Origin of the sequence: Paracoccus sediminis, assembly GCF_900188295.1 — a bacterium.
GTDB lineage: Bacteria > Pseudomonadota > Alphaproteobacteria > Rhodobacterales > Rhodobacteraceae > Paracoccus > Paracoccus sediminis.
Map to the genome: position 1 here is coordinate 260,033 of NZ_FZNM01000001.1, position 25,236 is coordinate 285,268.

Consider the following 25,236-nt stretch of genomic DNA (forward strand, 5'->3'; position numbering starts at 1 on the left):
CCGCGTCGGGGGCGCGGCTTGCGATCACAGGCTGGCGACGCGGGACAGCCGTTCCTGCACCAGGCCGCTGATCCGCGCCAGATCGCTGGCCAGGGCATGACCGGCATCGCGGTCGCGTTGCAGGGCGGTGGCCGCGGCCTCCAGCACCGGGTCATGGGCGGACCGGGCGATTCCCGCCAGGAAATGCGCGATGTAATCGACCGCCGCCGTGTCCTGGGCGCTTGCCAGGATTTCGGCGACATGGGCCAGATCGTCGCGCAGGCCCGAAGGGTCGGGTTGGATCACGTCGTCCGGCAGGATCCGCAGGCCGTGGCCCCGCATCTCGACCGGCAGGGCCGACAGGATCGTCTGCTGGAACATCGCCAGGCTTTCGATGGGTTTGGCCAGAAACCCGTCCGCCCCCGCCGACATTGCCAGATGCGCCAGGTCGGGGTCGCCCGAAATCCCCAGCAGCACCTGCACCCGAGGTTCGGTCCCGGCGATCTGCCGGATCAGGTCGGCGCCATTGCCGTCGGGCAGGCCCAGATCGACGATCACCACCGCCGGGCGATAGGTTTGCAGATGCCGCGCCGCCGACCGCAGGCAATCCGCACGCCGGATCCGTGCGCCCGACCGCAGGCACAGCAGACGCACGGCTTCGCTGGCGAACCGCGAATCTTCGACCACAAGAACGGTCAGCCCGGTCAGCGGGCGGTTGGGCAGCGATACCCGCCACATGGGCAAAGCATCGACCACGTCGGATGCGATGTCGTTCTGCATGCCATTTCCCCTTGCCGATGTTTCCCTCTCAGTTAGCGGGCGATTCGCTAAGAAGCGGTTAACGCCGCAGGGTTTTCCTTTCGTCCCGGACGCGAAGGCCCTAGAACACCGCAAAACCGGAGGACATGATGATCGGACGTCTCAATCACATTGCCATTGCGGTTCCCGACCTGGCCGCGGCGCAGGCGCAGTATGCCGGGACGCTGGGGGCCAGGGTGGGCGCGCCGCAGGATGAACCCGACCATGGGGTGACGGTGGTCTTTATCGAGTTGCCCAACACCAAGGTCGAACTGCTTCATCCCCTGGGCGACGACAGCCCGATCAAGGGGTTTCTGGACAAGAACCCCTCTGGCGGGATCCATCACATGTGTTTCGAAGTGGAGGATATCCTGGCCGCCCGCGACCGTTTGAAGGCGGAAGGCGCGCGGGTGCTGGGCGGCGGCGAACCCAAGATCGGCGCCCATGGCAAGCCGGTGCTGTTCCTCCACCCCAAGGACTTCAACGGCTGCCTGATCGAGTTGGAGCAGGTCTGATGAATCTGACCGGAGGCATTGTCCTGTTTGCCGTCCTGTGGTTCCTGACGCTGTTCATCGTGGTGCTGATCGGCCAGCGCAGCCAGCAGGATGCCGGAAAGATCGTGCCCGGCACCCCGGCGGGCGCACCGGCAGATCTGAGGCTGAAGGGAAAGCTGATCTGGACGACCGCGATCACGACCGTGATCTGGGCCGCCATCGCCTATGTGATCCTGGGCGGGTTGGTCACGCGCGCGGATATCGCGAACTTTGACCGGTTGTTCCGCTGACAAGGTGGAACAGGTGCGTGAATGCCGCCGCCGCCAGCAACGGCACGGTGATGTTGACGACCGGGATCGCCAGGGCCATCGCGACCAGCACGCCCGCCATCGTCACCCGCCCTGCATTGGCCTTGCGCAGGGCGGTGGCCTGCGGTTCGTCCATGTGACGGCGCGCGGCCATCTGGAAGAATTCGCGCCCCAGCAGCCAGCCGTTCGCGCCGAACAGCAGCACGGGCGCCAACGGTCCCAGAAACGGCGTCAGGAACAGCGTCAGGACCGCCACCGCCAGCACCGCCAGCACCACGGCGACCGATTCCAGCAGCCCGTCCAGGAAATCCAGCGAGCTGCCGCGCCGGGCGGGATAGTGCATCTCCTCGACCACCTCGGCGACGCGTTCGGCGAACAGTCCGGCAAAGCCCGCCGCCACCGGCGCCATCAGGAAAAACCCCATCAGCGGAAACAGCGCCAGCGATCCCCAGGACAGCGCCGATCCGACATCCAGCGGACCGATCAGGGGCAGCGACAGGTTGCCTGGAACAAAGCTGCGGACGGCCCAGAACAGCGCCGATTGCAGAACGACGAACAGCAGGATCGTCAGCGCGACGCCCGCCAGGGCCAGCTTCAGGATGCGCGGGCGGAACAGATCCAGCCAGCCCAGGATCAGGGCGCGGGTGACGATCATTCCAGCCAGCGTGTCTTGGCCGCGATGTCGGGGCGGGGGCGTTCGGGCGGCGTCTCTCCCCGGCTGCCCAGATGCACCAGCCCGACGATGCGTTCGTGTTCCGACAGGCCGAGGTGATTGCGCCCGAAGGTTTCGTCCAGCACCGCCGGACCCGTCAGCCACGCCGCCCCCCAGCCCGAGGCGAGCGCCGCGTTGACCAGCCCCAGGCAGACCGCGCCCGCCGACAGGAACTGTTCCCAGCCCGGCACCTTGTCGCTGGCCACCGGCGCCGACACCACCGCCACGATCACCGGCGAATCGAACGCTGACGCCGCCTTGTCCGCCACGGCCTGATCCTGCCCCGACGCCAGCACCTGATCGCGCAGCACCGGCGCCAAGCGATCCAGGGCGGCCCGTTCCAGCACCACGAACCGCCACGGTTCCAGCTTGCCGTGGTCGGGGGTGCGCGCGGCCAGGGTCAGCAGGCGCAGGATCTCGGCCCGGTCGGGGGCGGGCTGGCGCAGCATCTTGGGCGGATGGGACCGGCGCGCCGCCAGGAAATCCAGCGCGGCATCGTTGCGATAGGTCATGGAAATCTCCTTTCCGCCCGTTCTTTCCGAAACCGCCGCCTCGCGCAAGCGAAGCCCCTAGCCGCGTTCGATCCGATAGTTTCCCTCGGGCAGGTTCAGGGCAAGGCGCAGTTCGGTCAATTGGTGCATCGACAGGGTGATGCGGACCAGTTCGTCGTCGGGACCGATCTGTTCGACGATGACCCGATCGTCAAAGGACAGGATCACGACATCCTCGTTCAGGGGGCCGCTGTTCGGATCGGTCTCGTCGATCAGGGTGATGACGGTGGCGTCGAAATCATGCTCGATGGTGAACATCGCGAAACTCCTTTTGTTGGGCGACATTCGCGTGATGTTCCCGCCGGGGCAAGCGGGCAGGGTTTGCACGGCATTTCGCGACAGGATAAGATCGGACCCGAACAAAGGGCAACGACCGCATCGCGAACAAGATGCGGCATCGGTCAAGGGGCGGACGATGAGGCAGGTCACAGCGATTCTGGGCGCGGCGCTTCTGGGCATGGCGGCCTGCGCACCCGCGCCGATGGATCAGGCACCCAGTCCGACCGGCCCCTATTCGGCGCCCGCACCCGCGTCCGCGCCGACCCTGACCAACGACGGCAGCCCGCAGTCCACCGCCCGCATGTTCGTGGCCGTGATGCAGCGGATGGAACCGGCGGTCGAACGCGAATGCCTGCAACGGCGCACCCAGCCGATCAACTGCGATTTCCAGTTCGTGGTGGATGACCGCCCCGGACAAGAGGCCAATGCCTTTCAGACCATCGACCGCAACGGCCGTCCGATCATCGGGTTCACGCTGTCGCTGATCGCGCAGACCCGCAACGGCGACGAGGTGGCCTTTGTCGTGGGCCACGAGGCCAGCCACCATGTCCTGAACCATCTGGACCGCAAGGCGGGCGCGGCGGCGGCGGGGGCCGTGATTCTGGGCAGCATCGCTTCGGTCTATGGCAACAATCAGGACGCGATCGAAACGGCGCAGCGAATCGGTGCGTCGGTGGGATCGCGCTATTATTCGCGGGACTGGGAACTTCAGGCCGACTATCTTGGGGCCATCATGACGCTGAACGCCGGCTTTGATCCGATCCGCGGATCGCAGTTCTTCGAACGAATCCCCGATCCGGGCGATCATATCCTGGGAACGCATCCGTCGCGCGCGGCCCGTCTGGAACAGGTCCGCCGCGCGGTCGATGATGTCCGCAGCGGTCGTGTGCGTTAGCAACGATTGCGGCGGCATTCGGCCTGTATGATATTTTTGCCACAGTCCGGCTGCGCGAAACCATTCCTTGTGGAACCCGGACCGTGAAAAATTTCACAGATCTCGGAAAACCTTCCTGAACCTCGGGCCGTTGCTGAAAATATAGTCCAAAAATGGCAAATTCGTTTGAAATCGGCGAAAACCTGTCAAAAAAAAGCTGACCAATTGGCGGAATTTTGCTTTCGTCATATTAACCATGCACATATGGTAGATATGAATTTGACGTGATGAGCGATGCCCGAGGGTGTCCGGTTGGAGATGGGAATGATCGGCGTCGTCGTTTGGAGCAGTGCGGACCGCGAAAAGGCTGTCATCTGGTGTGAGGATCATGCCGCACTGGCTTATTTGCAGGGTCGGGACAATCTGAGCCATGCCGCGTGCTGGCCGCAGCCCGGCGATCTGGTAGAGCTGGAAAGCGAAATCGTGGGCCCGCTTCGCCATGCCCGCCGCGTCACCATGCTGTCCGAACAGGAATTCCCGCACCTGCCCGCCATGCTGCGAAACAACGCCGCCCCGTCCGATTCGCATTTGCGAATCGTGTCCTCGACCTCTCATCCCGAATCGCGGGACAGGGCAACGGCCGAACCCGAACGCCGGGCGGCCGCCGCAGGCTGATTCCCGATCACATGCCCCGCGACAGGGCGGCAACACCGGTCCGGGCCAGATCGCCCAGGCCAAGGGGCCGCATTAGGTCGGCAAAGGCATCCAGCTTGGTAGGCGTGCCGACCAGTTCGAAGACAAAGCTTTCCAGCGTCGAATCAACCACATTGGCGCGAAAGATCTCGGCGATCCGCAGGGCCTCGACCCGTTTTTCGCCTTGGCCGCGCACCTTGAACAGCCCCAGTTCCCGTTCGACCGCCGGCCCCTCGACCGTCAGGTCATGGACCTCGTGAACCGGGACGATTCGGCCAAGCTGCGCCTTGACCTGGGCAATAACGGCGGGTGTGCCGCGCGTGACCAGGGTGATTCGCGACCGATGGCCGGTATGATCGATTTCCGCCACGGTCAGACTGTCGATGTTGTAGCCGCGGCCGGAAAACAGCCCGATCACGCGGGCCAGCACGCCCGGCTCGTTTTCGACCAGCACGGCCAGGGTGTGGCTTTCCTCGACCTGGGCGTTCGGGTCGCGCAGGTCATAGGCCGAATGGCTGGTCGCGCCCTTGTGGATGTTCAAAGCGTTCATGGTCCTGCCTTCATCTTGGCATAAAGGTTCCGGGGGATATGGGGGCATCGCCCCCACCGGCGGTCACACCAGCACGGCGCCTTCGGATTCGATCACGCCAAAGGTGGCGGCCTCGCCCAGCAGCATTTCGTTATGCGGCTTGCCGGACGGGATCATCGGAAAGCAGTTCTCGTGCTTCTCGACCAGCACATCCAGGATGAACGGCCCGTCGTAATCCAGCATCTGCTGGATCGCGTCGTCCAGGCCCTTGGGGTCGCGGACCACCGCGCCCTTGCAGCCGAAGGCCTCGGCCAGCTTGACGAAATCGGGCAGGCTGTCCGACCAGCTTTGGCTATAGCGTTCGCCGTGCAGAAGCTGCTGCCACTGGCGGACCATCCCAAGCCGTTCGTTGTTCAGGATGAACTGCTTGACCGGCAGGCGGAACTGCACGGCCGTGCCCATTTCCTGCATGTTCATCAGCCAGCTGGCATCGCCCGCGACGTTGATGACCAGGGCATCGGGATGGGCCATCTGCACGCCGATGCTGGCGGGCAGGCCATAGCCCATCGTTCCCAGCCCGCCCGAGGTCATCCAGCGGTTCGGCCCTTCGAAATGCAGGTATTGGGCAGCCCACATCTGGTGCTGGCCCACCTCGGTTGCGATGTATCGGTCGCGCCCCTTGGTCAGCGCCTCCAGCCGTTCCAACGCGTATTGCGGCTTGATGACCGTGTCGCTGTTCCGATAGGCCAGACAGTTCTGGGACTTCCAGCCTTCGATCTGCTGCCACCACCGGCCCAAGGCCGCGCTGTTGACCCTGCGGCCGCGCGATTTCCAGACCTTCAGCAGGTCTTCAAGAACGTGGCCGACATCGCCGACGATGGGGATGTCCACCTGGATCACCTTGTTGATGCTGGACGGGTCGATATCGATATGCGCCTTGACCGAATGCGGGCTGAAATCGGCGATGCGGCCGGTAATGCGATCGTCAAAGCGGGCGCCGACGTTAATCATCAGGTCGCAGCCATGCATCGCCAGGTTGGCTTCGTAAAGCCCGTGCATCCCCAGCATTCCCAGCCAGTTCCTGCCCGATGCCGGATAGGCGCCCAGGCCCATCAGGGTCGAGGTCACGGGAAAGCCCGTCGCATCCGCCAGTTCGCGCAGCAACTGGCTGGCACCGGGGCCAGAGTTGATGACCCCGCCGCCCGTGTACAGAATCGGACGCTCGGCCCCTTCGATCAGTTCGACCAGGCGGGTGATGGCGTTGATGTCCCCCTTGCGCACCGGCTGATAGCGGGCCGGCTCGATCTGCTTCGGCCCGACATAGGCGTCGGTCGCGAACTGCACGTCCTTCGGGATATCGACCAGCACCGGCCCCGGCCGCCCCGAGGTCGCGACCTGGAACGCCTTGTGGATCGTTTCCGCCAGCTTGCCGGTATCCTTGACCAGCCAGTTGTGCTTGGTGCACGGCCGGGTGATGCCCACCGTGTCCGCCTCTTGGAACCCGTCGGTGCCGATCATGAAGGTCGGCACCTGGCCCGACAGCACGATCAGCGGGATCGAATCCAGCAGCGCGTCCGTCAACCCGGTCACGGCATTCGTGGCGCCCGGACCGGACGTGACCAGCACCACCCCCGGCTTGCCCGTGGACCGGGCATAGCCTTCGGCCATGTGGACCGCGCCCTGTTCGTGGCGGACCAGAACATGGGTGATGTCGTTCTGCTGGAACAGCTCGTCATAAATGGGAAGCACCGCCCCGCCCGGATAGCCGAATACCGTGTCAACGCCCTGATCGCGCAGGGCTTCGACAACCATTCTTGCACCCGTCATCATTCGGGACATCGTTTCTCTCCATCACAGACAAGCCGTCGCAGGGGGAATCCCGCCAGCGCGTCGGCGCAAACTATGGACAGGGCAACGCAGGGTCAATGGGGTGGGCCGGAGAAAATGACGCCGCCAGGGCAAAATTTGTAATTTTCTTTCGCCGATCATCGGTCAAATTGCGGCAACGCGATTCGGGCGACCTGTTCGACGATCGGATCCACCGACAGGGGATGGGCCTCGTTCGAATGGTCCTCGGGGTCGCCGATGGGCTGCCAGACACCGCCCTTGTAGATCTCCAACGCGGAAAAGCGCGCCTTGTAATCCATCTTGCGGCTGCCCGGCACCCAATAGCCCAGATAGATGTAAGGCAGCTTGGCCGCCCTCGCGATCTCGATATGGTCCAGGATCAGATAGGTTCCCAGGCTGGCCGGTTGCAGGATCGGGTGGTAAAAGCTGTAGACAAGGCTGAGGCCGTCATCCAGCACGTCGGTCAGGCAGACGGCGGCCAGGAAATCGTCGCCTTGGGCCACCCGTTCGGGACGGTCGGCGCTGCACCGGTATTCGATGACGCGCGTCTTGACGGGCGTTTCCTCGATCATGGCGGCGAATTCGAAGATGTCCATGTCGGCCATCCCGCCATCCGCGTGGCGGCTGTCCAGATAGCGGCGGAACAGGTCGAACTGTTCTTCGGTCGCCCAGGCGCTGGTGGCCAGCCGACGCAGGCCCGCGTTGCGGCGCATCAACCGGCGCTGCGTGCGCGAGGGCTGGAAATCCGCCACCCGGATGCGCGCCGACATGCAGGCCACGCAGCTTTCGCAACTGGGGCGGTACAGAACGTTCTGCGACCGCCGAAAGCCTTGTCGGGACAGGGCATTGTTCAGATCGGACGCGTTGTCGCCATGCAGCGCCGTGAACAGCTTGCGTTCGGCGCGGCCATGCAGATAGGGGCAGGGTTGGGGGGCCGTGACATAGAATTGCGGCGCATGGGGCAGCGTATGGCGCATCAGCGTCGGCCCTTGTGACGGGATGTCGTTTCAGAACTGATCATGCGCCAAAAAGGATCCGTCTGCCCGGTTGTGGATTTGGACGAAAGCCTAGCAACGATTGCGTGACACGCCAAGCGGGGAAAGACCGAAAGCTTGAACGGCCGCGGCCCGCCGGGCGTTGACGGGGCAGGGGCCATGGCTAGTCTGCCCCCATGGATTTCGCCGCACGCATCGTCCGCCATCCGCTTGCCGCCGACCCCGACCGGGCGCGCCATGTCCTTGGCCGGTTTCCGCCGCTGGATCCCGCGCTTGCCGCCCTGATCGGCGGCGCGGCAGGATGCAGCCCTTATCTGGCAGGCCTTTTGCAGTCCGAATCCGACTGGCTGCCCGGCGCACTTGACCATGACGATGTGGTGGCGCGCGAAACGGCGGGTTCCGACGATCTGGACGCCGAGGCGCTGTCGATCGCCCTGCGCCAGGCCAAGCGCCGGATCGCCCTTTACGCGGCCCTGGCCGATCTGGGCGGTGTCTGGACGCTGGAACAGGTGACGGGCGCGTTGTCCGATCTGGCCGACCGCGCGGTCGATCTGGCCTTGCGGGTCCATGTCGCGCAGGAACGACGGCGCGGCAAGCTGCCCCCGTCCGACGCGGATTCGGGCGGGCTGTTTGCCCTGGCCATGGGCAAGGGCGGCGCGCGCGAGTTGAACTACAGTTCGGACATCGACCTCATCGTGCTGTTCGACGAGGCGGCCTATGACGACGCCGACCAGCACGATGCCCGCGCCGCCCTGATCCGCGCCACCCGCAAGACCGCGGCCATGCTGTCCGAGGTGACGGCCCACGGCTATGTCTTTCGGACCGATCTGCGGCTGCGGCCCGATGCGGCGGTCACCCCGGTCTGCATTTCGACCGCCGCGGCCCTGGCCTATTACGAGGCCGAGGGACGGACCTGGGAACGCGCCGCCTTCATCAAGGCGCGGGCGGCGGCGGGCAACATCGCGGCGGGCGAACGCTTTCTGCACGACCTGCGGCCCTTTGTCTGGCGCAAGCACCTGGATTTCGCGGCGATCCAGGACGCCCACGACATGCGGCTGCGGATTCGCGACCACAAGGGTTTGGGCGGACGGATGGAGATTCCGGGCCACAACATGAAGCTGGGCCGGGGCGGCATCCGCGAGATCGAGTTCTTCACCCAGACCCGCCAGCTGATCGCCGGGGGCCGCGATCCCGGCCTGCGCCAGCGCGATACCGTGGGGGGCTTGGCCGCACTGGCCGACAAGGGATGGATTCCCCGCAACGTGGCCGCCGATCTGATCGATCACTATCGCCAGCACCGCGACATCGAACACCGCATCCAGATGGTCAACGACGCCCAGACCCACAGCATTCCCAAAGAGGCCGCCGGGGTGGCGCTGATCGCCGCGATGATGGGCGAATCCGATGCCGTGGGGTGGTCGGCCCGTCTTCGGGCGCGCCTGGACCATGTGCACGATCTGACCGAAACTTTTTTCGCGCCGGCCGAGGCCAGCCAGCGTCCTTCGATCTCGCCTGAATCGCAGGCGATCATCGACCGCTGGCAGACTTATCCGGCGCTGCGGTCGGCCCGCGCGCGGCAGATCTTCAAGCGGGTCGAGCCGGAACTTCTGTCCCGCCTGGCCCGGATCGGTCACCCGACCGAGGCCCTGAGCCGGTTCGACGGCTTCCTGTCCGGCCTGCCCGCGGGCGTGCAGATCTTTTCCCTGTTCGAGGCCAATCCTCAGCTGATCGACCTTCTGGTCGATATCTGCGGCAGCGCCCCCGGCCTTGCCGCCTATCTGACGCGGCATTCGGCGGTGCTGGACGCGGTGCTGGGCGGCAGTTTCTTTTCGCCCTGGCCGGGCGCCGCGGGCCTGCGGGCGGACCTTGATCGGCTGCTGCAATCCGCGCAAACCGGGCCGGGCGGCGGATACGAGGCCGCCCTGGACGCCGCCCGCCGCTGGACGCACGAATGGCATTTCCGCGTCGGCGTCCATCACCTGCGCGGTCTGATCGATGCGGACGAGGCCGCCGTGCAATACGCCGACATCGCCGATGCCTGCATCGCCGCGCTGTTTCCCGTGACCGCCGCCGATTTCGCCCGCAAGCACGGCGCGCCGCCGGGCCGGGGGGCCGTGGTTCTGGGCATGGGCTCGCTGGGCGCCCGCACGCTGAACGCGGCATCGGATCTGGATCTGATCGTGATTTACGATGCGGCCGGCGCCGAGGGGTCGGACGGGCCGCGCCCCCTGGCCGCGCGGCCCTATTACGCGCGGTTGACCCAGGCCATGATTACCGCCGTTTCCGCCCCTACTGCCGAAGGGCGGCTGTACGACGTGGACATGCGTCTGCGCCCGTCGGGGCGGCAAGGCCCGGTCGCGACCGCCATCGAAAGTTTCGAAACCTATCAGCGGACCGAGGCCTGGACCTGGGAGCATCTGGCCCTGACGCGCGCCCGCGCGGTGGCGCGGGCCGGTGCGGGGGCCGAGGCCTTGGGCAACGATGTCGAGGCCCTGCGGCTGGCGGTGTTGCGCGGCCGGGGCACCGACGATCGGGTGCTGCCGGATCTGGCCGACATGCGCGAACGCATCTTCGCGGCCCGACCGATGGACGGCATGTGGGAAGCCAAGGTGGGTCCGGGCCGGTTGCAGGACATCGACCTGCTGGCGCAGTCCCTGGCGCTGCGGGCGGGCGATCCGGCCCGTGCGACCTTGGCGCAGTTGCGCGCCGGGCGGCGGGCCGGGCTGATCGAGGGGGCGGATGCCGACCGGCTGGCCTCGATCTGGCGATTCCTGTGGCGGTTGCACGCCTCGGGGCGGCTGCTGACCGCCAAGCCGCTGAAGATGGAGGAGATCGGCCTGGGTGGGCAGGATTTCCTGCTGCGCGAAAGCGGCGCCGGATCGATCGGCGACCTGGCGGTCCGGCTGCGCGATTTCTGCGCCGAGGCCACCGCGCTGATCGACGCGGCCTTGCCGGCGGATGCGTGCTAGGCGCTTTTCCGGACAGGAATTTCGGTGGCGATACCTTCCTCCAGGACGATGGTTTCGTGCATGGGCATCGGCATGGGCGTGGCCCTGGGCCTGCTGTCGCCGATCTGGCCCAGCACCGGCAGGGATACCGTGCCGTCGGCAGGCAGGACAACCGCGTCGGCCGCGTCATAGATGCCGTGCGCTGTCTTGTCCCAGTAAAAGGGCTTCACGACCACCTCGTAGATCGCCTTCCACCCGGCCAGGCAGCCCAGCGGGAAATACAGGTGCAGGCTGGGCACCCAAGCCATCAGATGCCGGTGCTTGTCGGCGCGCACCGCCCACATCCCTACCCCGATGGACAGCAATTCCGACAGAACGAAGGTGCCGAACAGCGCGGGGATCGCATAGCCGCCCCAGACCCCGGCCAGGGGTTCGCGCAGCGGATGGGGCAGGCCAAGGCTCAGCAGCCAAAAGCTCCACAAAACGGGGGCCAGCAGGTATTGCGACAGGCTGCCCAGGAACTGGACTTGGAAACCAATGAACCGGCGCGGCCCAAGTTCGCGCCACAGGGCGCGGGGATTTCGCATGTGGACGCCCCAGGTCATCGCATAGCCTTTCAGCCAGCGGGACCGCTGCTTGATCCAGGGCAGGGCGCGGCAGTTCGCCTCCTCGTCCGTGGTGGTGTCGATGATCCGGGTCCGCCAGCCGCGCCGGGCCAGGCGCACGCCCAGATCGGCGTCCTCGGTCACGTTCCAGGCGTCCCAGGCGCCGACCTGTTCCAGCGCGTCGCGGCGGAAGAACAGCGTGGTCCCGCCCAGCGGCACGACCAGTCCCATCCGCGCGACGCCGGGCAGGATCACCCGGAACCAGGCGGCGTATTCGATGGTAAAGCAGCGCGCCAGCCAGTTGGTGCGCGGATTGTAGTAATCCAGCGCCCCTTGCAGGCAGGCCACATCGGGGGCCGCGAAATGGAACCCGCGCGCAACCTTGTGCAACTGGTCGGGATCGGGCCGATCCTCGGCGTCCCAAACGCCAATGATCGCGCCGCGGCAAAAGTTCAGGGCATAGTTCAAGGCGCGCGGCTTGGTCTGGACGGGGCCATTCGGAACCTCGACCACGCGCAGCCAGCCGGGCAGGCGCGCGTTTTGCAGGGCGTTGCGTGTCACCCGGTCGCTGGCCTCGATCACCAGCAGGACGTCCATCAGTTCGCGCGGGTAATCCAGCCGCGACAATCGGCCCACCAGCTTGCCCGCGACATCGCTTTCGCGGAACAGCGGAACCATGACCGAGATCACGGGCAGCGGCCCGGTCATCTCGGCCCGCGCCGTCCTGCCGCTGGCCAGATCGTCGGCCAGGGCACGATCTTCGGCATGGACCCGGCGGGTGGCCAGGACGGCCAGCAGCTTCAGCGCGCTTTGCGCCAGCAGCGACACCGTAGCCCACAGCGTCAGCAGCGACAGCACCGCGACCGGGACCAGCCACAGACCCAGGGCCAGCCCGGCCATGGCGCCCAGCGCGATGCGGCCGGTTCGCGCCTCGTTCCGGGACCGGCAGGATTCAGCGGCAGGCACACGCATTTCGGCGTGTCGGATCATGGCGATGCGGCGCGAGGCGAGGATCGCGGCCTGAATGTCATCCTCGTTGCACAGCAGCATCCGCACCTGCCCAAAACTTGCGGGAAGGGCTGGGATCAGATCGGCGAACAGTTCAGGACGGGCGGTGGCGATCCAGGTGACGCCGCCGATGCGGCGCCAGGGCAGGATGGCCTGGGCCAGGCAGACATCCGCGCCTACAGCATCGATCAGGCGGGGATCGCCCGGCGTCCGGGCGGGATCCAGGACAGTGGTGCGCCATTGGCGCGACAGCGCGCGCATCAGCGCATCAGACGTGACCCAGCCTTGCGACAGAAGGATCTGGCCCAGGCGGCTGTCCTGCCGTGCCCGCATCACGCTGGCCTTCAACAGGTTGCCCGGATCGACCGCGCCATCTTCCAACAGCAATTGACCCAAGGGAAGCTGGTTCCGGGGCGCCAGGGTCGGGGCCGGGGTTTCAACCCAAGGACGAACAACAAAATTTGCACTGGCCATGAACGATTCCCTGACGGATCGTCCATGGGTCGCACGAAAGCGGTTAAGAAGGCGTTAAGCGCCGGTTCGGCGATTGCGCATCGCGTCAGCGAACCGCCGGAACAGATACAGGCTGTCCTGCGGTCCCGGCGCGGCCTCGGGATGGTACTGGACCGAAAAGACGGGCTTGTCCTGAACCCGGATGCCGCAGTTGCTGCCGTCGAACAGGCTGACATGGGTTTCGACCACGCCCGCGGGCAAGGTCTGGCTGTCCACCGCGAAGCCGTGGTTCATGGATGTGATCTCGACCTTGCCCGTTTCCGTGTCGCGCACGGGATGGTTCGCGCCGTGATGGCCGTGGCCCATCTTGACGGTCCGCGCCCCCAGCGCCAGCGCCAGCATCTGGTGGCCCAGGCAGATGCCAAAGATCGGCATGTCGCGGTCCAGCAGCCCCTGGATCATCGGCACCGCATAGGCGCCGGTGGCCGCTGGATCGCCGGGACCGTTCGACAGGAACACGCCTTCGGGATCATGGGCCATCACTTCCTCGGCCGTGGCGGTGGCGGGCAGGACGGTCACATCGGCGCCATAAGCCACCAGCGACCGCAGGATGTTGCGTTTCGCGCCGTAATCCAGCGCCACGACCTTGAAGGGCTTGTCTTCGGGTGAGGTTCCGAACCCCTTGCCCCATTCCCAGGCGCCCTGGTCCCAGCGATAGCTTTGGCGGCAGGTCACGTCGCGGGCCAGATCCAGCCCGACAAGGCCGGTCCAGTCGCGTGCCCGTGCGATCATCGCGGCAATGTCGAACGTGCCGTCGGGGTCGTGGGCCAGGACCACATGGGGCGCGCCCTGTCGGCGGATCGCGCGGGTCAGGCGGCGGGTATCCACGCCGCCCATGCCGATGCGCCCGCGACGCGCCATCCAGCCGGCCAGATCGCCCGCCGCCCGCCAGTTCGACGGATCGGTCGGATCCCAGCGCACGACGATGCCGCTGGCTACGGGGTCGGGGGCCTCGTCATCTTCCGGGGTGATGCCGGTGTTGCCGATATGGGGAAAGGTGAAGGTCACGACTTGGCTGGCATAGGACGGATCGGTCATGATCTCCTGATAGCCGGTCATGGCGGTGTTGAAGACCAGTTCGGCCACCACCTCTCCGGGCGCGCCGAAGCCCTGGCCATAGAAGACGGTTCCGTCGGCAAGCGCGAGGCAGGCGGTCGGTTTGTTGGCCATGGCACGAAACCCTTTGTCTGAAACCTGCCGGTGAATAGGGGGCAGGGCGGGCAAGGTCAAGAAGCCGCCCCGACTTGATTTGGGCGCGGCATTGGACTAGATCGCATCCTTTCGCGACCAGAGGAACGACCATGGACCTGCGAGCCACGCTGCAAGCCGCCACCAAGGACGCCATGAAGGCCAAGGACAGCGCCCGGCTGTCCACCCTGCGCCTGATCGGCGCGGCCATCAAGGACCGCGAGATCGCGGCCCGCGTGGGCGATGGCGACGGCACGCTGAACGATGGGGATCTGATCGCCATTCTGTCGAAGATGGTCAAGCAGCGTCAGGAATCGGCCAAGGCCTACGAGGAGGGCGGACGCCTGGAGCTGGCGCAGAAGGAAGAAGCCGAAATCGGCGTGATCCAGGAGTTCCTGCCCCGGCAGCTGTCCCAAGCGGAAACCGCGGCCGCCGTCGATGCGGCGATCGGCGCCCTTGGCGCGACCGGCATCCGCGACATGGGCCGCGTGATGGCCGAACTGCGCGACCGTCATGCCGGGCAGATGGATTTCGGGGCGGTCGGACCGATGGTCAAGGCCCGTCTGCTGAACTGAATTGCCCAAAGCGCGTTGGTAGGCAGGAGGTATCCGCCATGCCCGCCACGTCGAAAGCCCAGCAGAAAGCCGCAGGCGCCGCCCTGTCCGCCAAGCGCGGCGACACAAAGGTCAAGGATCTCAAAGGCGCGTCCAAAGAGATGTACGACAGCATGAGCGAAAGCCAGCTGGAGGAGTTCGCCGGGACAAAGCACGCCGGCAAGCCCGAGCATGTCCAAAGGGACTGATATCAGCGCAGGCTGGCCAGCCGGCGTTGCAGATCGTCATGCAGGCTGCGCCGTTCATCGGGCGTCAGAAAGACGCCAAGCTCGATTTCCCGCTGACCGTCGGTGAGGGTCAGATAGGCCTCTACCGGGCCGCGCCGCAGCGCCGCCCGCAACCAATAGCTGTTGGTGGTCCATTCGCGCATGGCCCCGCCCGGATCGCGGCGGATCACCTGTGCGGTCTTGCGGTCCAGCAGCAACTCCTCGGTCGTTTCGCCCTGCCGGTAGCTGCGCTGGATTGCATACCATACCCCTCCGATCACCAGCAGGCCAAAGGGCAGCAGGCCCCACAGGACTGCCGTGCCCAGCATGGCTATCAGCGGCAACGCCATGAATGCGGCGGTCAGTCCGATGAACCAGACGAACCCCTTGCGCGGCAACGACTGATAGGGCCACAGCCGCAGCCGATACGACAAGGCCCCGGAGCGATCCGGGGCCGTATCGTGCCATTCGTAGGGCATCAGTGGGCGCGGCTGTGGTCCCAGTCCTCGCGCTTGGGCAATTGCTCGAACGTGTGTTCGGGCGGGGGCGAGGGCAAGGTCCATTCCAGCGTGTCGGCGTATTCGTTCCAGTAGTTGTTCTCGGTCACGCGTTTTCCGGCGAACAGGGTATAGAACACCACGCCGATGAAGAACAGGAACGAGGCGAAGGACAGATAAGCGCCCAGCGAACTGATGTAGTTCCAGTAGGCGAATTCGACCGGATAGTCGATATAGCGGCGCGGCATCCCCTGGCGGCCCAGGAAATGCTGGGGGAAGAAAGTCAGGTTGGCGCCGATGAACATCATCCAGAAATGCAGCTTGCCCGCCCATTCGGGATACTGGCGCCCTGACATCTTGCCGATCCAGTAATAGATGCCCGCAAAGATCGCGAAGACCGCGCCCAGCGACATCACATAGTGGAAATGCGCCACGACGTAATACGTGTCATGATACACGCGGTCCAGCGGCGCCTGCGACAGGACCACGCCGGTCACGCCGCCCACGGTGAACAGGAACAGGAAGCCGAAGGCCCAGAGCATCGGCGTCTTGAACTCGACCGAGCCGCCCCACATCGTCGCGATCCACGAGAAGACCTTGATGCCCGTGGGCACAGCGATCGTCATCGTGGCCAGCATGAAATAGGACTGCTGGGTCAGCGACATGCCGACGGTGTACATGTGATGCGCCCAGACGACGAAGCCCAGCACCCCGATCGCCGCCATCGCCAGGACCATCGGCAGATAGCCGAAGATCGGCTTTTTCGAGAAGGTCGAGATGACGTGGCTGATGATCCCGAAGCCTGGCACGATGATGATGTACACCTCGGGGTGGCCGAAGAACCACAGGATGTGCTGGTACAGGATCGGATCGCCGCCGCCGGCCGGGTTGAAGAAGTTCGTGCCGAAGTTGCGGTCCATCAGCAGCATGGTGATGGCGCCGGCCAGCACCGGCAGGGCCAGCAGGATCAGCCAGGCGGTGATGAACACCGACCAGGCGAACAGCGGCACCTTGAACAGCGTCATGCCGGGGGCGCGCATGTTCAGGAAGGTGGTGATGATGTTGATCGCCCCCAGGATCGAGGACGCGCCCGACACGTGGACGGCGAAGATCGCCAGATCCATCGAATAGCCGGCCTCGGTCGTGGACAGCGGGGGATACAGAACCCAGCCCACGCCCGAACCCATCTGGTCCGAGCCGCCCGGCGCCAGCAGCGAAGCGATGCCCAGGGCCACGCCCGCCACATACATCCAGTAGGACAGGTTGTTCAGGCGCGGAAAGCTCATGTCCGGGGCGCCGATGTGCAGCGGCATGAAATAGTTGCCAAAGCCCCCGAACAGCGCCGGAATCACCACGAAGAACATCATCAGAACGCCGTGATAGGTAATCATCACGTTCCACAGATGGCCGTTGGGCGTGCATTCCGCCGTCGCGTCGGCGATGAAGCGCGCGCCCTCCAGGCACATGTACTGCACGCCGGGGCTTTGCAGTTCCATCCGCATGTAGACGGTGAAGCTGACCGAGATCAGGCCCACGATCCCTGCGGTGAACAGGTACAGAATGCCGATGTCCTTGTGATTGGTGGACATGAACCATCGGGTGAAAAACCCACGTTGGTCGTGATGGTCGTCGTGGCCATGAACGGCTGCGTCTGCCATACCCGAACTCCCTCAGATACAGTGATCCGGTCCGGCAGACCGGCAATTGCTTTGGGCCGTTCTAGACCAGCCGTGCCGACCCGGCAATGCCCTAAAGGACGGCGCAGGCGCAGCGTTTGGTCGCAGGCGCCACACGCCGAGGTTGCGTGTCAGCGATAGACCAGCACCGGAATCTTCGAATGCGTCAGGATCTTCGCGGTCTGGCTGCCCATCACCGCCGCCGCCACGCCGCGCCGCCCATGAGAGGCTATCGCAATCAGGTCGCATCCGTCGGCAAGGGCGGCGTCGATGATCGCCCGAGAGGGGTTGTCGTGCCAGAGGTGGCGGGTCTGCACCGACACCCCCGCCGCCGATCCCTTGTCGCAGGCGGCCTTCAGGATCTTTTGCGCATGAGCCGTGGCATCGCTGTCATAGCTGGCGCGGGTGCCTTCCACCTGCATCGTGCCGGTGCTGAGAATATGAAACGGTCCGGTCACGGTAACGACCGTCACGTCGGCGTTCGTCGCCCCCGCCAGGGCAATGCCCTTGTCCACCGCCTGCGTCGCAAGATCCGACCCGTCGGTCGGGATCAGGATATGCCTGAACATCGTCGTCCTCCGATGATGCGACCGTGCGAAGGGGTGGCGACGGCCGGGTTGCGGGGACAGGGTGGCATGGGGCCGGACATGCCGGAATGATCTGAATCAAGCGGGGCCGGTCCCATCGGACCGGCCCCGTATCGGCATCGGGCGCGGCCTGCGTTATTGTGCCGCAGGCGAGGCGCTGGCCAGGTAGGCGGCGATATCGGCCTGCCCCTTGTTCAGCTTGAAGGTCATCTTCGTGCGCGCCGACGAATCGCCGGTCTTTTCCTGAACGAACTTGTTGGGGTCGGTGATGTAGGCCGCCAGATCCTCGGGCGTCCAGACCTCGCCCGAGTCCTTGAGCGCGATCAGCGCGTCGGAATAGTTGTAGCCTTCCTGGCTGCCGGCCGGCCGGCCCATCACGCCGTACAGGTTTGGTCCGACCGCACCGCCCTTGACCACATCCTCGCCTTCGGGCGACTGGATCATGTGGCAGGCTTTGCATTTGCGGAATTCTTTCTCGCCAGCGGCCGCATCGCCGGCTTCCTGCGCCAGGACGGGTGTGGCCAAGGCGGCACTCAACAGGGCGCCGATGATCGCAAATCTCATTACTTTCCTCGCTTTTCCAACAGGATTGGAAATCCCGCAGGATTTTTACAAGGAAGATCGAGCATTTGCCAGCCGTCAGAAGGTCGCATTCGACAAATGTGATGGGCCGAAGATGGCGTCGAACCGGTGGCGCAGGGCCAGATCCAGATCCGTCATGCCGACGGGCAGGCCCAGATCGATCAGGCTGGTGACGCCGTGCCCGCTGATCCCGCAGGGCACGATGCCCGCATAATGGGACAGGTCGGGTTCGACGTTGATGGCGATGCCGTGAAAGCTGACCCAGCGGCGCAGCTTGACCCCGATGGCCGCGATCTTGTCGTCACGGACGCTGCCGTCGGGCAGGGGCGCCTTGTCGGGACGCGGCACCCAGACGCCCACGCGCCCTTCGCGGACCACGCCGGCCACGCCGAATTCGGACAGCGCGGCGATGACCCAGGCCTCCAGCCTGCCGACGAAGGCGCGCACGTCGCGGCCGCGCCGGTTCAGATCCAGCATGACATAGACGATCCGCTGGCCCGGCCCGTGATAGGTGTATTGCCCCCCCCGCCCGGCGGCATGGACGGGAAAGCGCGCGTCCAGCAGGTCGGCGTCCCTGGCGCTGGTGCCTGCGGTATAAAGCGGGGGGTGTTCGACCAGCCAGACGGCCTCGGCCGCGCGGCCGTCATGGATCGCGGCCACCCGCGCCTCCATCACGGCCAGGGCCGCGTCGTAATCGGTCAGCCCGTCCGTCGTGATCCAGTCCACCATGGATGCGGTCTGGACCGGCGCGCGGGGATCGTCAAGCGGGCGCACAGAAACCCCCTTTTCAATCCCACCGGCCTCGGCTATCACCCGCCGCACTGCCCGGATGCGGTCGTGGCGGAATTGGTAGACGCGCAGCGTTGAGGTCGCTGTTCCTTAACCGGAGTGGAAGTTCGAGTCTTCTCGACCGCACCATCCTTCCCTTACATCGTCATCGTGGCAAAATCGGGCGCAGCCCATTGCGGAACGAGGATGCGATGAAGATTGCCGTTGCCGGTCTCGGCTATGTGGGTTTGTCGAACGCGGTGCTGCTGGCGCAGCATTCCACGGTGGTGGCGCTGGACATCGACGAGGCCCGCGTGGCGGCCGTCACTGCCCGCCAAAGCCCCATCGAGGATGCCGACATCGTCCGTTTCCTGGCGGAACGTCCGCTTGACCTGACCGCGACCACCGAAGCGCGGCTGGCGCTGTCAGGCGCCGATTTCGTGATCGTCGCCACGCCCACCAATTACGATCCGCGCACCAACGGGTTTGACACCACCTCGGTCGAGGCGGTGATCGCGCTGGCCCGCCGCCACGCCCCCACCACGCCGATCATCGTCAAGTCCACGGTTCCGGTGGGCTTCACCAGTCGCCTCCGGTCCGAGACCGGGTTCAACGGCATCATCTTCTCTCCCGAATTCCTGCGCGAGGGGCTGGCGCTGCACGACAACCTTTATCCCAGCCGCATCGTGGTGGGTGACAAGGGCGAGGCCGCGCGCCGGTTCGCGGATCTGCTGGCCAGGGGCGCGATCGCCCAGGACGTCCCGGTCCTGTTCACCGATTCGACCGAGGCCGAGGCTATCAAGCTGTTTGCCAACACGTTCCTGGCGATGCGCGTGGCCTATTTCAACGAACTGGACAGCTATGCTTTGATGCACGGTCTGGATCCGCGCGCCATCATCCAAGGCGTGGGGCTGGATCCGCGCGTGGGCGATTACTACAACAACCCGTCCTTCGGGTATGGCGGATACTGTCTGCCCAAGGATACCAAGCAGTTGCTGGCGAATTATTCGGCGGTGCCGCAGAACCTGATCGCGGCCATCGTGGAATCGAACCGCACGCGCAAGGATTTCATCGCCGACCAGATCATCGCCCGCAATCCCCGCACGGTGGGGGTCTATCGCCTGGTGATGAAGGAAGGGTCGGACAATTTCCGCGACAGCGCCATCCAGGGGATCATGAAGCGGATCAAGGCCAAGGGCATCGCCTGCGTCGTCTATGAACCGGCGCTGGACGCCGACGATTTCTTTCATTCGCCGGTCGAACGGGATCTGGACGCCTTCAAGGCCAAATCCGACCTGATAATCGCCAACCGCCGCCACGACGACCTGGCCGATGTCGCGGACAAGCTGTTCACCCGCGACCTGCTCCAGCGCGACACCTGAGCGCCGATGACGCCCGGCGCTCGCATATCGGCCGCGATCGAGGTTCTGGACCGCATCCTGGCGGGCCAGCCTGCCGAACAGGCGCTGCTGCGGTGGTCGCGCGCCAGCCGGTTCGCGGGATCGGGCGATCGGGCGGCGGTGCGCGATCTGGTGTTCGACGCGCTGCGCTGCCGGACCAGCCATGCGGCCCTTGGCGGCGCGCTGACCGGACGGGGCCTGATGATCGGCGGGCTGATTGCCGCCGGGCGTGATCCAGGAACGCTGTTCACGGGCGAAGGTCATGCGCCGCCGCCCCTGGCCCCGGACGAAGGGAACGGTTCCGCGGATGGCCGGTCCGATATCCCCGACTGGATCCGGCCGTTGTGGGATCGGTCCCTGGGGGACCAGGCGGCCGCGGTGGCGCAGGCGATGCGGCATCGGGCGCCCGTCTGGCTGCGGGTCAATATGGTCAAGGCCACGCCGGCCGAGGCGGTTGCGGTTCTTGGCGACGATTCCATCGCCGCCGTGCCCGATCCGCGTCTTCCGACCGCCCTGAGGGTGATGGAAAACGAACGCCGCCTGACGCAAAGCCATGCCTATCGGAACGGGTTGGTCGAATTGCAGGATCTGTCGCCGCAACTGGCCTGCGCGGCTTTGCCGGTCGGGCCGGGGATGCGCGTTCTGGATTATTGCGCAGGCGGCGGCGGCAAGAGCCTGGCCATCGCCGGGCAGGCGGACGGCCTGATTCTGGTGGCCCATGACGCCGATCCCGCCCGGATGCGGGATCTGCCGCGACGGGCCGAACGGGCAGGGGTCAAGGTGCACATCGATTCCTCTCCATCGGGCAGTTTCGATCTGGCGATCGCCGACGTGCCCTGTTCGGGTTCGGGAACATGGCGCCGCGCGCCGGATGCCAAGTGGCGCCTGACGGACGCCGACCTTTGCGCCCTGCTGTCGGTCCAGGCGGCGATCCTGCGCAAGGCGGCGGCGCGGGTCCGTCCGGGGGGGCATCTCGCCTACATGACCTGCTCGGTTCTGGACGCGGAAAACGACGGTCAGGTGCGGGCGTTCCTGGGCGATGACCCCGGTTTTTCGCAGATGGCACGTCATCTGTGGACGCCGCTGGACGGCGGCGACGGGTTCTTCCTGTCCCTGCTGGTCCGCAGATGAGGCTCTGCCGGGCCATTAACGCTATCTTAAGGTCTGTGCCGCTATCCAGAATCCTTGACAGCATGAAAAGGGCTTGGCGCATGACGTTCGGGGATACGCAATCGGCCTTGTCGCGCAACGCCGCAGTGGCGCTGCCCTTGCTGATGTTTCCGGTGGCGGTTTCGGCCATTGTCGCCCTGGCGGCACCGCAAAGCAATTATGGCGCCGTGGCCCTGGTGGTCGGAACGGTCGCGGTGGCCTGGTATATCCTGGGCGGCGTCATCTCGCTGGGGTATGTTCTGGACCGGCTGGCGGCGCGGCGGGCGCTGGCCGCGATCCGGCACGAGGTCGCGGCGGCACCCGATCCGGTCTGGATCTGCGATTCCGACGGGCTGGTGATGATGCAGAACGATGCATCCCGCACCGGCTTCGGCGATATCGCGGGCCAGAACATCCTGCGCGTGATGTCTGAACTGCGGGCCGACGCGGCCGAGGATCTGGCGGCGCTGGTGCGCCGCGCGGGCTATGCGGGCTGCGCCGATCTGGCGCTGGGGACGGGCGATACGCTGACTGTCAGCCGGGCCGAGGATGCGCCCCTGCAGATCTGGTCCTATCATCGCCAGGGCGCCGCGATCCCCCCGTCCCCGATCGACGATGACCCCCAGGACGCCGACGATTTCGAGGCTATACCCGTGGCCCTGCTGCGCATCACGCCCGGCGGCCACATCCGCCGCGCCAATGCCGCCGCGCGCAGGCTGCTGGGCAATCGCCTGCCCGAGGGGTCCGAGCCTGTGCATGTCGGTACCCTTCTGGACGGGCCGGGCCGGGCCATCGGCGAATGGATCGCCGAAACCCATGCCGCGCGCCGCACCGAAAGCCGGGGCGAGGTGTTGCGCCTGCGGTCCCCCGACGATGCCGCCAGGGAACAGCATTTCCAGGTGACGCTGGCCATGGATCCGGTGGAACAGGCGGGCCTGATCGCCGTGCTGCACGACGCCAGCGCGCTGAAAACCCTGGAGGCGCAGTTCGTGCAAAGCCAGAAGATGCAGGCCATCGGACAGCTCGCAGGCGGGGTCGCGCATGATTTCAACAACCTGCTGACGGCGATCCGCGGCCATTGCGACCTGCTAATGCTGCGCCACGACAAGGGCGATCCCGATTATGCGGATCTGGACCAGATCGGACAGAACGCCAACCGCGCCGCCGCCCTGGTGGGCCAGCTCTTGGCCTTCTCCCGTCGCCAGCAGCTGAAGCTGGAAACGCTGGATCCGCGCGACGTGCTGGCGGAACTGACCCATCTTCTGAACCGCCTGGTGGGGGAAAAGATCACGCTGACCATTACTCACGACCCGGTTCTGCGCGCGATCCGCGCCGACAAGCGGCAGTTGGAACAGGTCATTATGAATCTGGTCGTGAATGCGCGCGACGCGATGACGTCGGGCGGCACCATCGAGATCTGCACCGATGTCGAACGGATCGGCGGGGATGGCTCGCGCGGCAAGGTGTCCCTGCCCAAGGGCGATTATCTGCGCATCCGCGTCACCGACGAGGGCTGCGGCATCGAGCCGGCCCTGCTGGACAAGATCTTCGAGCCGTTCTTCACCACCAAGCGCGTGGGCGAGGGCACCGGGCTTGGCCTGTCCACGGCCTATGGCATCGTCAAGCAGACCGGCGGCTATATCTTCTGCGACAGCGAGGTCGGCAAGGGCACCTGCTTCTCGCTGTATTTTCCGGCCCAGGCAGGAAGGGCGCCGGCAGCCCGTCCCGCTCCGGCCCCGGCCCCCGTTCCCCATTCCGAACGTCGCGCGACCGTTCTGCTGGTCGAGGACGAGGCGCCCGTCCGCGCCTTCGCCGCCCGCGCCCTGCGCCTGAAGGGCTATGACGTTCACGAGGCCGCCAGCGCCGAGGAGGCCTTGTCCGTGCTGGAAGGCACGCTTGCCGTGGACATCTTCGTGACCGATGTCGTCATGCCCGGCATGGACGGCCCGACCTGGGTCCGCATGGCCTTGCAGGACCGGCCCGGAACCAGGGTGATCTTCGTATCCGGCTATACCGAGGACATCTTCGGGGAGGGCCATGCCCCGATCGAGAACGCGACCTTTCTGGCCAAGCCCTTTACCCTGAACGAACTGGCGCAATGCGTCGCCCGGCAATTGCAGGATCCGCCGCGCCGCCCGGATGCATGAACGGTTTGTTAAGGATTGATCGTTCAGCATGGTTAAGAAAATGCGAATCGCGGCAGCGGTTTGCGCTTGAAAAGAGTGGTCCGAACGCGCATCTATCCACAGGAACAAGAAGTGAACATCAACCTCCGGGGCCGGCCGATTGCCGTGTCGGCCGGGCTGTGAAATAACGGTGAGGACATATGGCACAGGCGAGCATCTTCGACATGAACGACAAGCGAAGCGCGGACAAGCAGAAGGCGCTGGACAGCGCCCTTGCCCAGATCGAACGCCAGTTCGGCAAGGGTTCGATCATGAAGCTGGGCAAGGACAATCCCGTGGCCGAGATCGAGGCGACCTCGACCGGATCGCTGGGCCTCGACATCGCCCTTGGCATCGGCGGGCTGCCCAAGGGCCGCATCATCGAGATCTTCGGGCCGGAAAGCTCGGGCAAGACGACGCTGACGCTGCATGTCGTGGCCGAGGAACAGAAGAAGGGCGGCGTCTGCGCCTTTGTCGATGCAGAGCACGCCCTGGATCCGCAATATGCCCGCAAGCTGGGCGTGAACCTGGACGAACTGCTGATAAGCCAGCCCGACACGGGCGAACAGGCGCTGGAGATCGTGGACACGCTGGTACGATCCGGCGCGGTCAGCCTGGTCGTCGTGGATTCGGTCGCGGCGCTGACGCCGAAATCGGAAATCGAAGGCGACATGGGCGACATGCAGATGGGCAGCCAGGCCCGCCTGATGAGCCAGGCGATGCGCAAGCTGACGGCCAGCATCGGGCGCAGCAACTGCATGGTGATCTTCATCAACCAGATCCGCATGAAGATCGGCGTCATGTTCGGAAACCCGGAAACGACGACCGGCGGCAACGCGTTGAAATTCTATGCCTCGGTCCGGTTGGACATCCGCCGCACCGGCGCCGTCAAGGACCGCGACGAGGTGATCGGCAACACCACCCGCGTCAAGGTCGTCAAGAACAAGGTCGCGCCGCCCTTCCGCCAGGTCGAATTCGACATCATGTATGGCGAAGGCATCAGCAAGGTCGGCGAGTTGATCGACCTTGGCGTCAAGGCCGGCGTGGTCGAGAAATCGGGCGCCTGGTATTCCTATGGCGACGAGCGGATCGGCCAGGGGCGGGAAAATGCCAAGCAGTTCCTTCGCGACAACCCCGACCGGGCCAATGAGATCGAGGACAAAATCCGTGCCAGCCATGGCCTGGAGTTTGGGGTCGAGCCGGGCGAGGATGAAAGCCTGACCGAAGAATGATCGCACCCGCAGCATGATGGGAAAGGGGCGCGCCAAAC

The 25,236-nt window shown here is 65.6% G+C and carries 25 protein-coding genes and 1 tRNA gene; 12 read left to right on the forward strand and 14 right to left on the reverse strand.

What is annotated here, in order from left to right; genetic code table 11:
- Positions 1-24 precede the first annotated feature (24 nt).
- Positions 25-759: a response regulator gene (locus tag CHB77_RS01445; protein ID WP_423212862.1), complete on the reverse strand. Its 735-nt coding sequence runs from the start codon at positions 757-759 to the stop codon at positions 25-27.
- Positions 760-887: 128 nt separating this feature from the next.
- On the opposite strand from CHB77_RS01445, the gene mce reads away from it, so the two are divergent.
- Both mce and CHB77_RS01455 read left to right on the forward strand, forming a co-directional pair.
- A complete protein-coding gene (gene mce / locus CHB77_RS01450) occupies positions 888-1,292 on the forward strand; it encodes a methylmalonyl-CoA epimerase (protein WP_089386697.1) in 405 nt (134 codons plus the stop codon).
- A complete protein-coding gene (locus CHB77_RS01455; protein ID WP_089386394.1) occupies positions 1,292-1,561 on the forward strand; it encodes a DUF1467 family protein in 270 nt (89 codons plus the stop codon). The genes mce and CHB77_RS01455 overlap by 1 nt, the downstream gene beginning before the upstream one ends.
- Here the strand turns inward: CHB77_RS01455 and CHB77_RS01460 are convergent.
- From CHB77_RS01460 to CHB77_RS01470, 3 genes are read right to left on the reverse strand one after another with little or no spacing between them, the layout of a single operon-like run.
- Entirely contained in the window at positions 1,518-2,234 is a 717-nt protein-coding gene (locus CHB77_RS01460) for an EI24 domain-containing protein (protein ID WP_242626492.1), read from the reverse strand. The two genes, CHB77_RS01455 and CHB77_RS01460, sit on opposite strands and share 44 nt — an antisense overlap.
- Complete coding sequence (locus tag CHB77_RS01465) at positions 2,231-2,803, reverse strand: nitroreductase family protein (RefSeq protein WP_089386395.1); 573 nt, start codon at positions 2,801-2,803, stop codon at positions 2,231-2,233. The genes CHB77_RS01460 and CHB77_RS01465 overlap by 4 nt, the downstream gene beginning before the upstream one ends.
- 57 nt (positions 2,804-2,860) lie before the next feature.
- Positions 2,861-3,100 (reverse strand): hypothetical protein, encoded by a 240-nt coding sequence (locus CHB77_RS01470; RefSeq protein WP_089386396.1) that lies wholly within the window; start codon positions 3,098-3,100, stop codon positions 2,861-2,863.
- A 157-nt stretch (positions 3,101-3,257) separates the two neighbouring features.
- On the opposite strand from CHB77_RS01470, the gene CHB77_RS01475 reads away from it, so the two are divergent.
- Positions 3,258-4,016 carry a M48 family metallopeptidase gene (locus CHB77_RS01475; protein WP_089386397.1) on the forward strand — a complete coding sequence of 253 codons (759 nt, stop codon included), beginning with the start codon at positions 3,258-3,260 and terminating at the stop codon, positions 4,014-4,016.
- Positions 4,017-4,289: 273 nt separating this feature from the next.
- Positions 4,290-4,670: a hypothetical protein gene (locus tag CHB77_RS01480; protein ID WP_131023286.1), complete on the forward strand. Its 381-nt coding sequence runs from the start codon at positions 4,290-4,292 to the stop codon at positions 4,668-4,670.
- 7 nt (positions 4,671-4,677) lie between these two features.
- Here the strand turns inward: CHB77_RS01480 and ilvN are convergent, their stop codons facing one another.
- The 3 genes from ilvN to CHB77_RS01495 all read right to left on the reverse strand — a co-directional run bounded on the left by ilvN (position 4,678) and on the right by CHB77_RS01495 (position 8,042).
- A complete protein-coding gene (ilvN, locus tag CHB77_RS01485; RefSeq protein WP_089386399.1) occupies positions 4,678-5,238 on the reverse strand; it encodes an acetolactate synthase small subunit in 561 nt (186 codons plus the stop codon).
- A gap of 63 nt (positions 5,239-5,301) precedes the next feature.
- Entirely contained in the window at positions 5,302-7,056 is a 1,755-nt protein-coding gene (locus CHB77_RS01490; RefSeq protein ID WP_089386400.1) for an acetolactate synthase 3 large subunit, read from the reverse strand.
- A gap of 146 nt (positions 7,057-7,202) precedes the next feature.
- Positions 7,203-8,042, reverse strand: coding sequence for an arginyltransferase (locus CHB77_RS01495; protein WP_089386401.1), 840 nt, complete (start codon positions 8,040-8,042; stop codon positions 7,203-7,205).
- 194 nt (positions 8,043-8,236) lie between these two features.
- Here CHB77_RS01495 and CHB77_RS01500 point away from each other — a divergent pair, with 194 nt between their 5' ends.
- Positions 8,237-11,029, forward strand: coding sequence for a [protein-PII] uridylyltransferase family protein (locus tag CHB77_RS01500; RefSeq protein WP_089386402.1), 2,793 nt, complete (start codon positions 8,237-8,239; stop codon positions 11,027-11,029).
- On the opposite strand, the gene CHB77_RS01505 is transcribed toward CHB77_RS01500, so the two are convergent.
- Positions 11,026-13,095, reverse strand: a complete 2,070-nt coding sequence (locus CHB77_RS01505) for a glycosyltransferase (protein ID WP_089386403.1) — start codon at positions 13,093-13,095, stop codon at positions 11,026-11,028. The two genes, CHB77_RS01500 and CHB77_RS01505, sit on opposite strands and share 4 nt — an antisense overlap.
- Positions 13,096-13,149: 54 nt before the next feature.
- Positions 13,150-14,304 carry a glutamine-hydrolyzing carbamoyl-phosphate synthase small subunit gene (gene carA / locus CHB77_RS01510; protein WP_089386404.1) on the reverse strand — a complete coding sequence of 385 codons (1,155 nt, stop codon included), beginning with the start codon at positions 14,302-14,304 and terminating at the stop codon, positions 13,150-13,152.
- A gap of 131 nt (positions 14,305-14,435) precedes the next feature.
- Between carA and CHB77_RS01515 the strand changes: the two genes are divergently transcribed.
- Both CHB77_RS01515 and CHB77_RS01520 read left to right on the forward strand, forming a co-directional pair.
- The gene (locus tag CHB77_RS01515; RefSeq protein ID WP_089386405.1) at positions 14,436-14,897 is read left to right on the forward strand and encodes a GatB/YqeY domain-containing protein; all 462 of its coding nucleotides are present in this window, start codon (positions 14,436-14,438) and stop codon (positions 14,895-14,897) included.
- Between the two features lie 38 nt (positions 14,898-14,935).
- Positions 14,936-15,124, forward strand: coding sequence for a DUF3008 family protein (locus CHB77_RS01520; protein ID WP_089386406.1), 189 nt, complete (start codon positions 14,936-14,938; stop codon positions 15,122-15,124).
- Between the two features lie 2 nt (positions 15,125-15,126).
- On the opposite strand, the gene CHB77_RS01525 is transcribed toward CHB77_RS01520, so the two are convergent.
- The 5 genes from CHB77_RS01525 to lipB all read right to left on the reverse strand — a co-directional run bounded on the left by CHB77_RS01525 (position 15,127) and on the right by lipB (position 19,213).
- Positions 15,127-15,621: a DUF2244 domain-containing protein gene (locus tag CHB77_RS01525; protein ID WP_089386407.1), complete on the reverse strand. Its 495-nt coding sequence runs from the start codon at positions 15,619-15,621 to the stop codon at positions 15,127-15,129.
- Positions 15,621-17,297 carry a cytochrome c oxidase subunit I gene (locus tag CHB77_RS01530; protein WP_089386408.1) on the reverse strand — a complete coding sequence of 559 codons (1,677 nt, stop codon included), beginning with the start codon at positions 17,295-17,297 and terminating at the stop codon, positions 15,621-15,623. Before CHB77_RS01530 ends, CHB77_RS01525 begins: the two co-directional genes overlap by 1 nt.
- 149 nt (positions 17,298-17,446) lie before the next feature.
- On the reverse strand, positions 17,447-17,884 hold the full coding sequence (locus CHB77_RS01535) for a universal stress protein (protein WP_089386409.1): 438 nt from the start codon (positions 17,882-17,884) through the stop codon (positions 17,447-17,449).
- Between the two features lie 153 nt (positions 17,885-18,037).
- On the reverse strand, positions 18,038-18,466 hold the full coding sequence (locus tag CHB77_RS01540; protein WP_089386410.1) for a c-type cytochrome: 429 nt from the start codon (positions 18,464-18,466) through the stop codon (positions 18,038-18,040).
- Between the two features lie 75 nt (positions 18,467-18,541).
- Positions 18,542-19,213, reverse strand: coding sequence for a lipoyl(octanoyl) transferase LipB (gene lipB, locus CHB77_RS01545; protein WP_089386699.1), 672 nt, complete (start codon positions 19,211-19,213; stop codon positions 18,542-18,544).
- A gap of 102 nt (positions 19,214-19,315) precedes the next feature.
- On the opposite strand from lipB, the gene CHB77_RS01550 reads away from it, so the two are divergent.
- The 5 genes from CHB77_RS01550 (at position 19,316) to recA (ending at position 25,198) form a co-directional block, all read left to right on the forward strand.
- Positions 19,316-19,402 (forward strand) — tRNA-Leu (locus tag CHB77_RS01550).
- Positions 19,403-19,464: 62 nt separating this feature from the next.
- The gene (locus tag CHB77_RS01555) at positions 19,465-20,634 is read left to right on the forward strand and encodes a nucleotide sugar dehydrogenase (RefSeq protein ID WP_089386411.1); all 1,170 of its coding nucleotides are present in this window, start codon (positions 19,465-19,467) and stop codon (positions 20,632-20,634) included.
- A gap of 6 nt (positions 20,635-20,640) precedes the next feature.
- The gene (locus tag CHB77_RS01560) at positions 20,641-21,783 is read left to right on the forward strand and encodes an RsmB/NOP family class I SAM-dependent RNA methyltransferase (protein WP_089386412.1); all 1,143 of its coding nucleotides are present in this window, start codon (positions 20,641-20,643) and stop codon (positions 21,781-21,783) included.
- A gap of 80 nt (positions 21,784-21,863) precedes the next feature.
- Positions 21,864-23,948: an ATP-binding protein gene (locus CHB77_RS01565; RefSeq protein ID WP_089386413.1), complete on the forward strand. Its 2,085-nt coding sequence runs from the start codon at positions 21,864-21,866 to the stop codon at positions 23,946-23,948.
- Positions 23,949-24,127: 179 nt separating this feature from the next.
- Complete coding sequence (gene recA, locus CHB77_RS01570) at positions 24,128-25,198, forward strand: recombinase RecA (protein WP_089386414.1); 1,071 nt, start codon at positions 24,128-24,130, stop codon at positions 25,196-25,198.
- Positions 25,199-25,236: the final 38 nt, after the last annotated feature.

Bases quoted from the DNA above. Each gene is read 5' to 3' on its own strand.
- CHB77_RS01445 (WP_423212862.1), bottom strand. From the start codon at position 759: ATGCAGAACGACATCGCATCCGACGTGGTCGATGCTTTGCCCATGTGG.
- mce (WP_089386697.1), top strand. From the start codon at position 888: ATGATCGGACGTCTCAATCACATTGCCATTGCGGTTCCCGACCTGGCC.
- CHB77_RS01455 (WP_089386394.1), top strand. From the start codon at position 1,292: ATGAATCTGACCGGAGGCATTGTCCTGTTTGCCGTCCTGTGGTTCCTG.
- CHB77_RS01460 (WP_242626492.1), bottom strand. From the start codon at position 2,234: ATGATCGTCACCCGCGCCCTGATCCTGGGCTGGCTGGATCTGTTCCGC.
- CHB77_RS01465 (WP_089386395.1), bottom strand. From the start codon at position 2,803: ATGACCTATCGCAACGATGCCGCGCTGGATTTCCTGGCGGCGCGCCGG.
- CHB77_RS01470 (WP_089386396.1), bottom strand. From the start codon at position 3,100: ATGTTCACCATCGAGCATGATTTCGACGCCACCGTCATCACCCTGATC.
- CHB77_RS01475 (WP_089386397.1), top strand. From the start codon at position 3,258: ATGAGGCAGGTCACAGCGATTCTGGGCGCGGCGCTTCTGGGCATGGCG.
- CHB77_RS01480 (WP_131023286.1), top strand. From the start codon at position 4,290: ATGCCCGAGGGTGTCCGGTTGGAGATGGGAATGATCGGCGTCGTCGTT.
- ilvN (WP_089386399.1), bottom strand. From the start codon at position 5,238: ATGAACGCTTTGAACATCCACAAGGGCGCGACCAGCCATTCGGCCTAT.
- CHB77_RS01490 (WP_089386400.1), bottom strand. From the start codon at position 7,056: ATGTCCCGAATGATGACGGGTGCAAGAATGGTTGTCGAAGCCCTGCGC.
- CHB77_RS01495 (WP_089386401.1), bottom strand. From the start codon at position 8,042: ATGCGCCATACGCTGCCCCATGCGCCGCAATTCTATGTCACGGCCCCC.
- CHB77_RS01500 (WP_089386402.1), top strand. From the start codon at position 8,237: ATGGATTTCGCCGCACGCATCGTCCGCCATCCGCTTGCCGCCGACCCC.
- CHB77_RS01505 (WP_089386403.1), bottom strand. From the start codon at position 13,095: ATGGCCAGTGCAAATTTTGTTGTTCGTCCTTGGGTTGAAACCCCGGCC.
- carA (WP_089386404.1), bottom strand. From the start codon at position 14,304: ATGGCCAACAAACCGACCGCCTGCCTCGCGCTTGCCGACGGAACCGTC.
- CHB77_RS01515 (WP_089386405.1), top strand. From the start codon at position 14,436: ATGGACCTGCGAGCCACGCTGCAAGCCGCCACCAAGGACGCCATGAAG.
- CHB77_RS01520 (WP_089386406.1), top strand. From the start codon at position 14,936: ATGCCCGCCACGTCGAAAGCCCAGCAGAAAGCCGCAGGCGCCGCCCTG.
- CHB77_RS01525 (WP_089386407.1), bottom strand. From the start codon at position 15,621: ATGCCCTACGAATGGCACGATACGGCCCCGGATCGCTCCGGGGCCTTG.
- CHB77_RS01530 (WP_089386408.1), bottom strand. From the start codon at position 17,297: ATGGCAGACGCAGCCGTTCATGGCCACGACGACCATCACGACCAACGT.
- CHB77_RS01535 (WP_089386409.1), bottom strand. From the start codon at position 17,884: ATGTTCAGGCATATCCTGATCCCGACCGACGGGTCGGATCTTGCGACG.
- CHB77_RS01540 (WP_089386410.1), bottom strand. From the start codon at position 18,466: ATGAGATTTGCGATCATCGGCGCCCTGTTGAGTGCCGCCTTGGCCACA.
- lipB (WP_089386699.1), bottom strand. From the start codon at position 19,213: ATGGTGGACTGGATCACGACGGACGGGCTGACCGATTACGACGCGGCC.
- CHB77_RS01555 (WP_089386411.1), top strand. From the start codon at position 19,465: ATGAAGATTGCCGTTGCCGGTCTCGGCTATGTGGGTTTGTCGAACGCG.
- CHB77_RS01560 (WP_089386412.1), top strand. From the start codon at position 20,641: ATGACGCCCGGCGCTCGCATATCGGCCGCGATCGAGGTTCTGGACCGC.
- CHB77_RS01565 (WP_089386413.1), top strand. From the start codon at position 21,864: ATGACGTTCGGGGATACGCAATCGGCCTTGTCGCGCAACGCCGCAGTG.
- recA (WP_089386414.1), top strand. From the start codon at position 24,128: ATGGCACAGGCGAGCATCTTCGACATGAACGACAAGCGAAGCGCGGAC.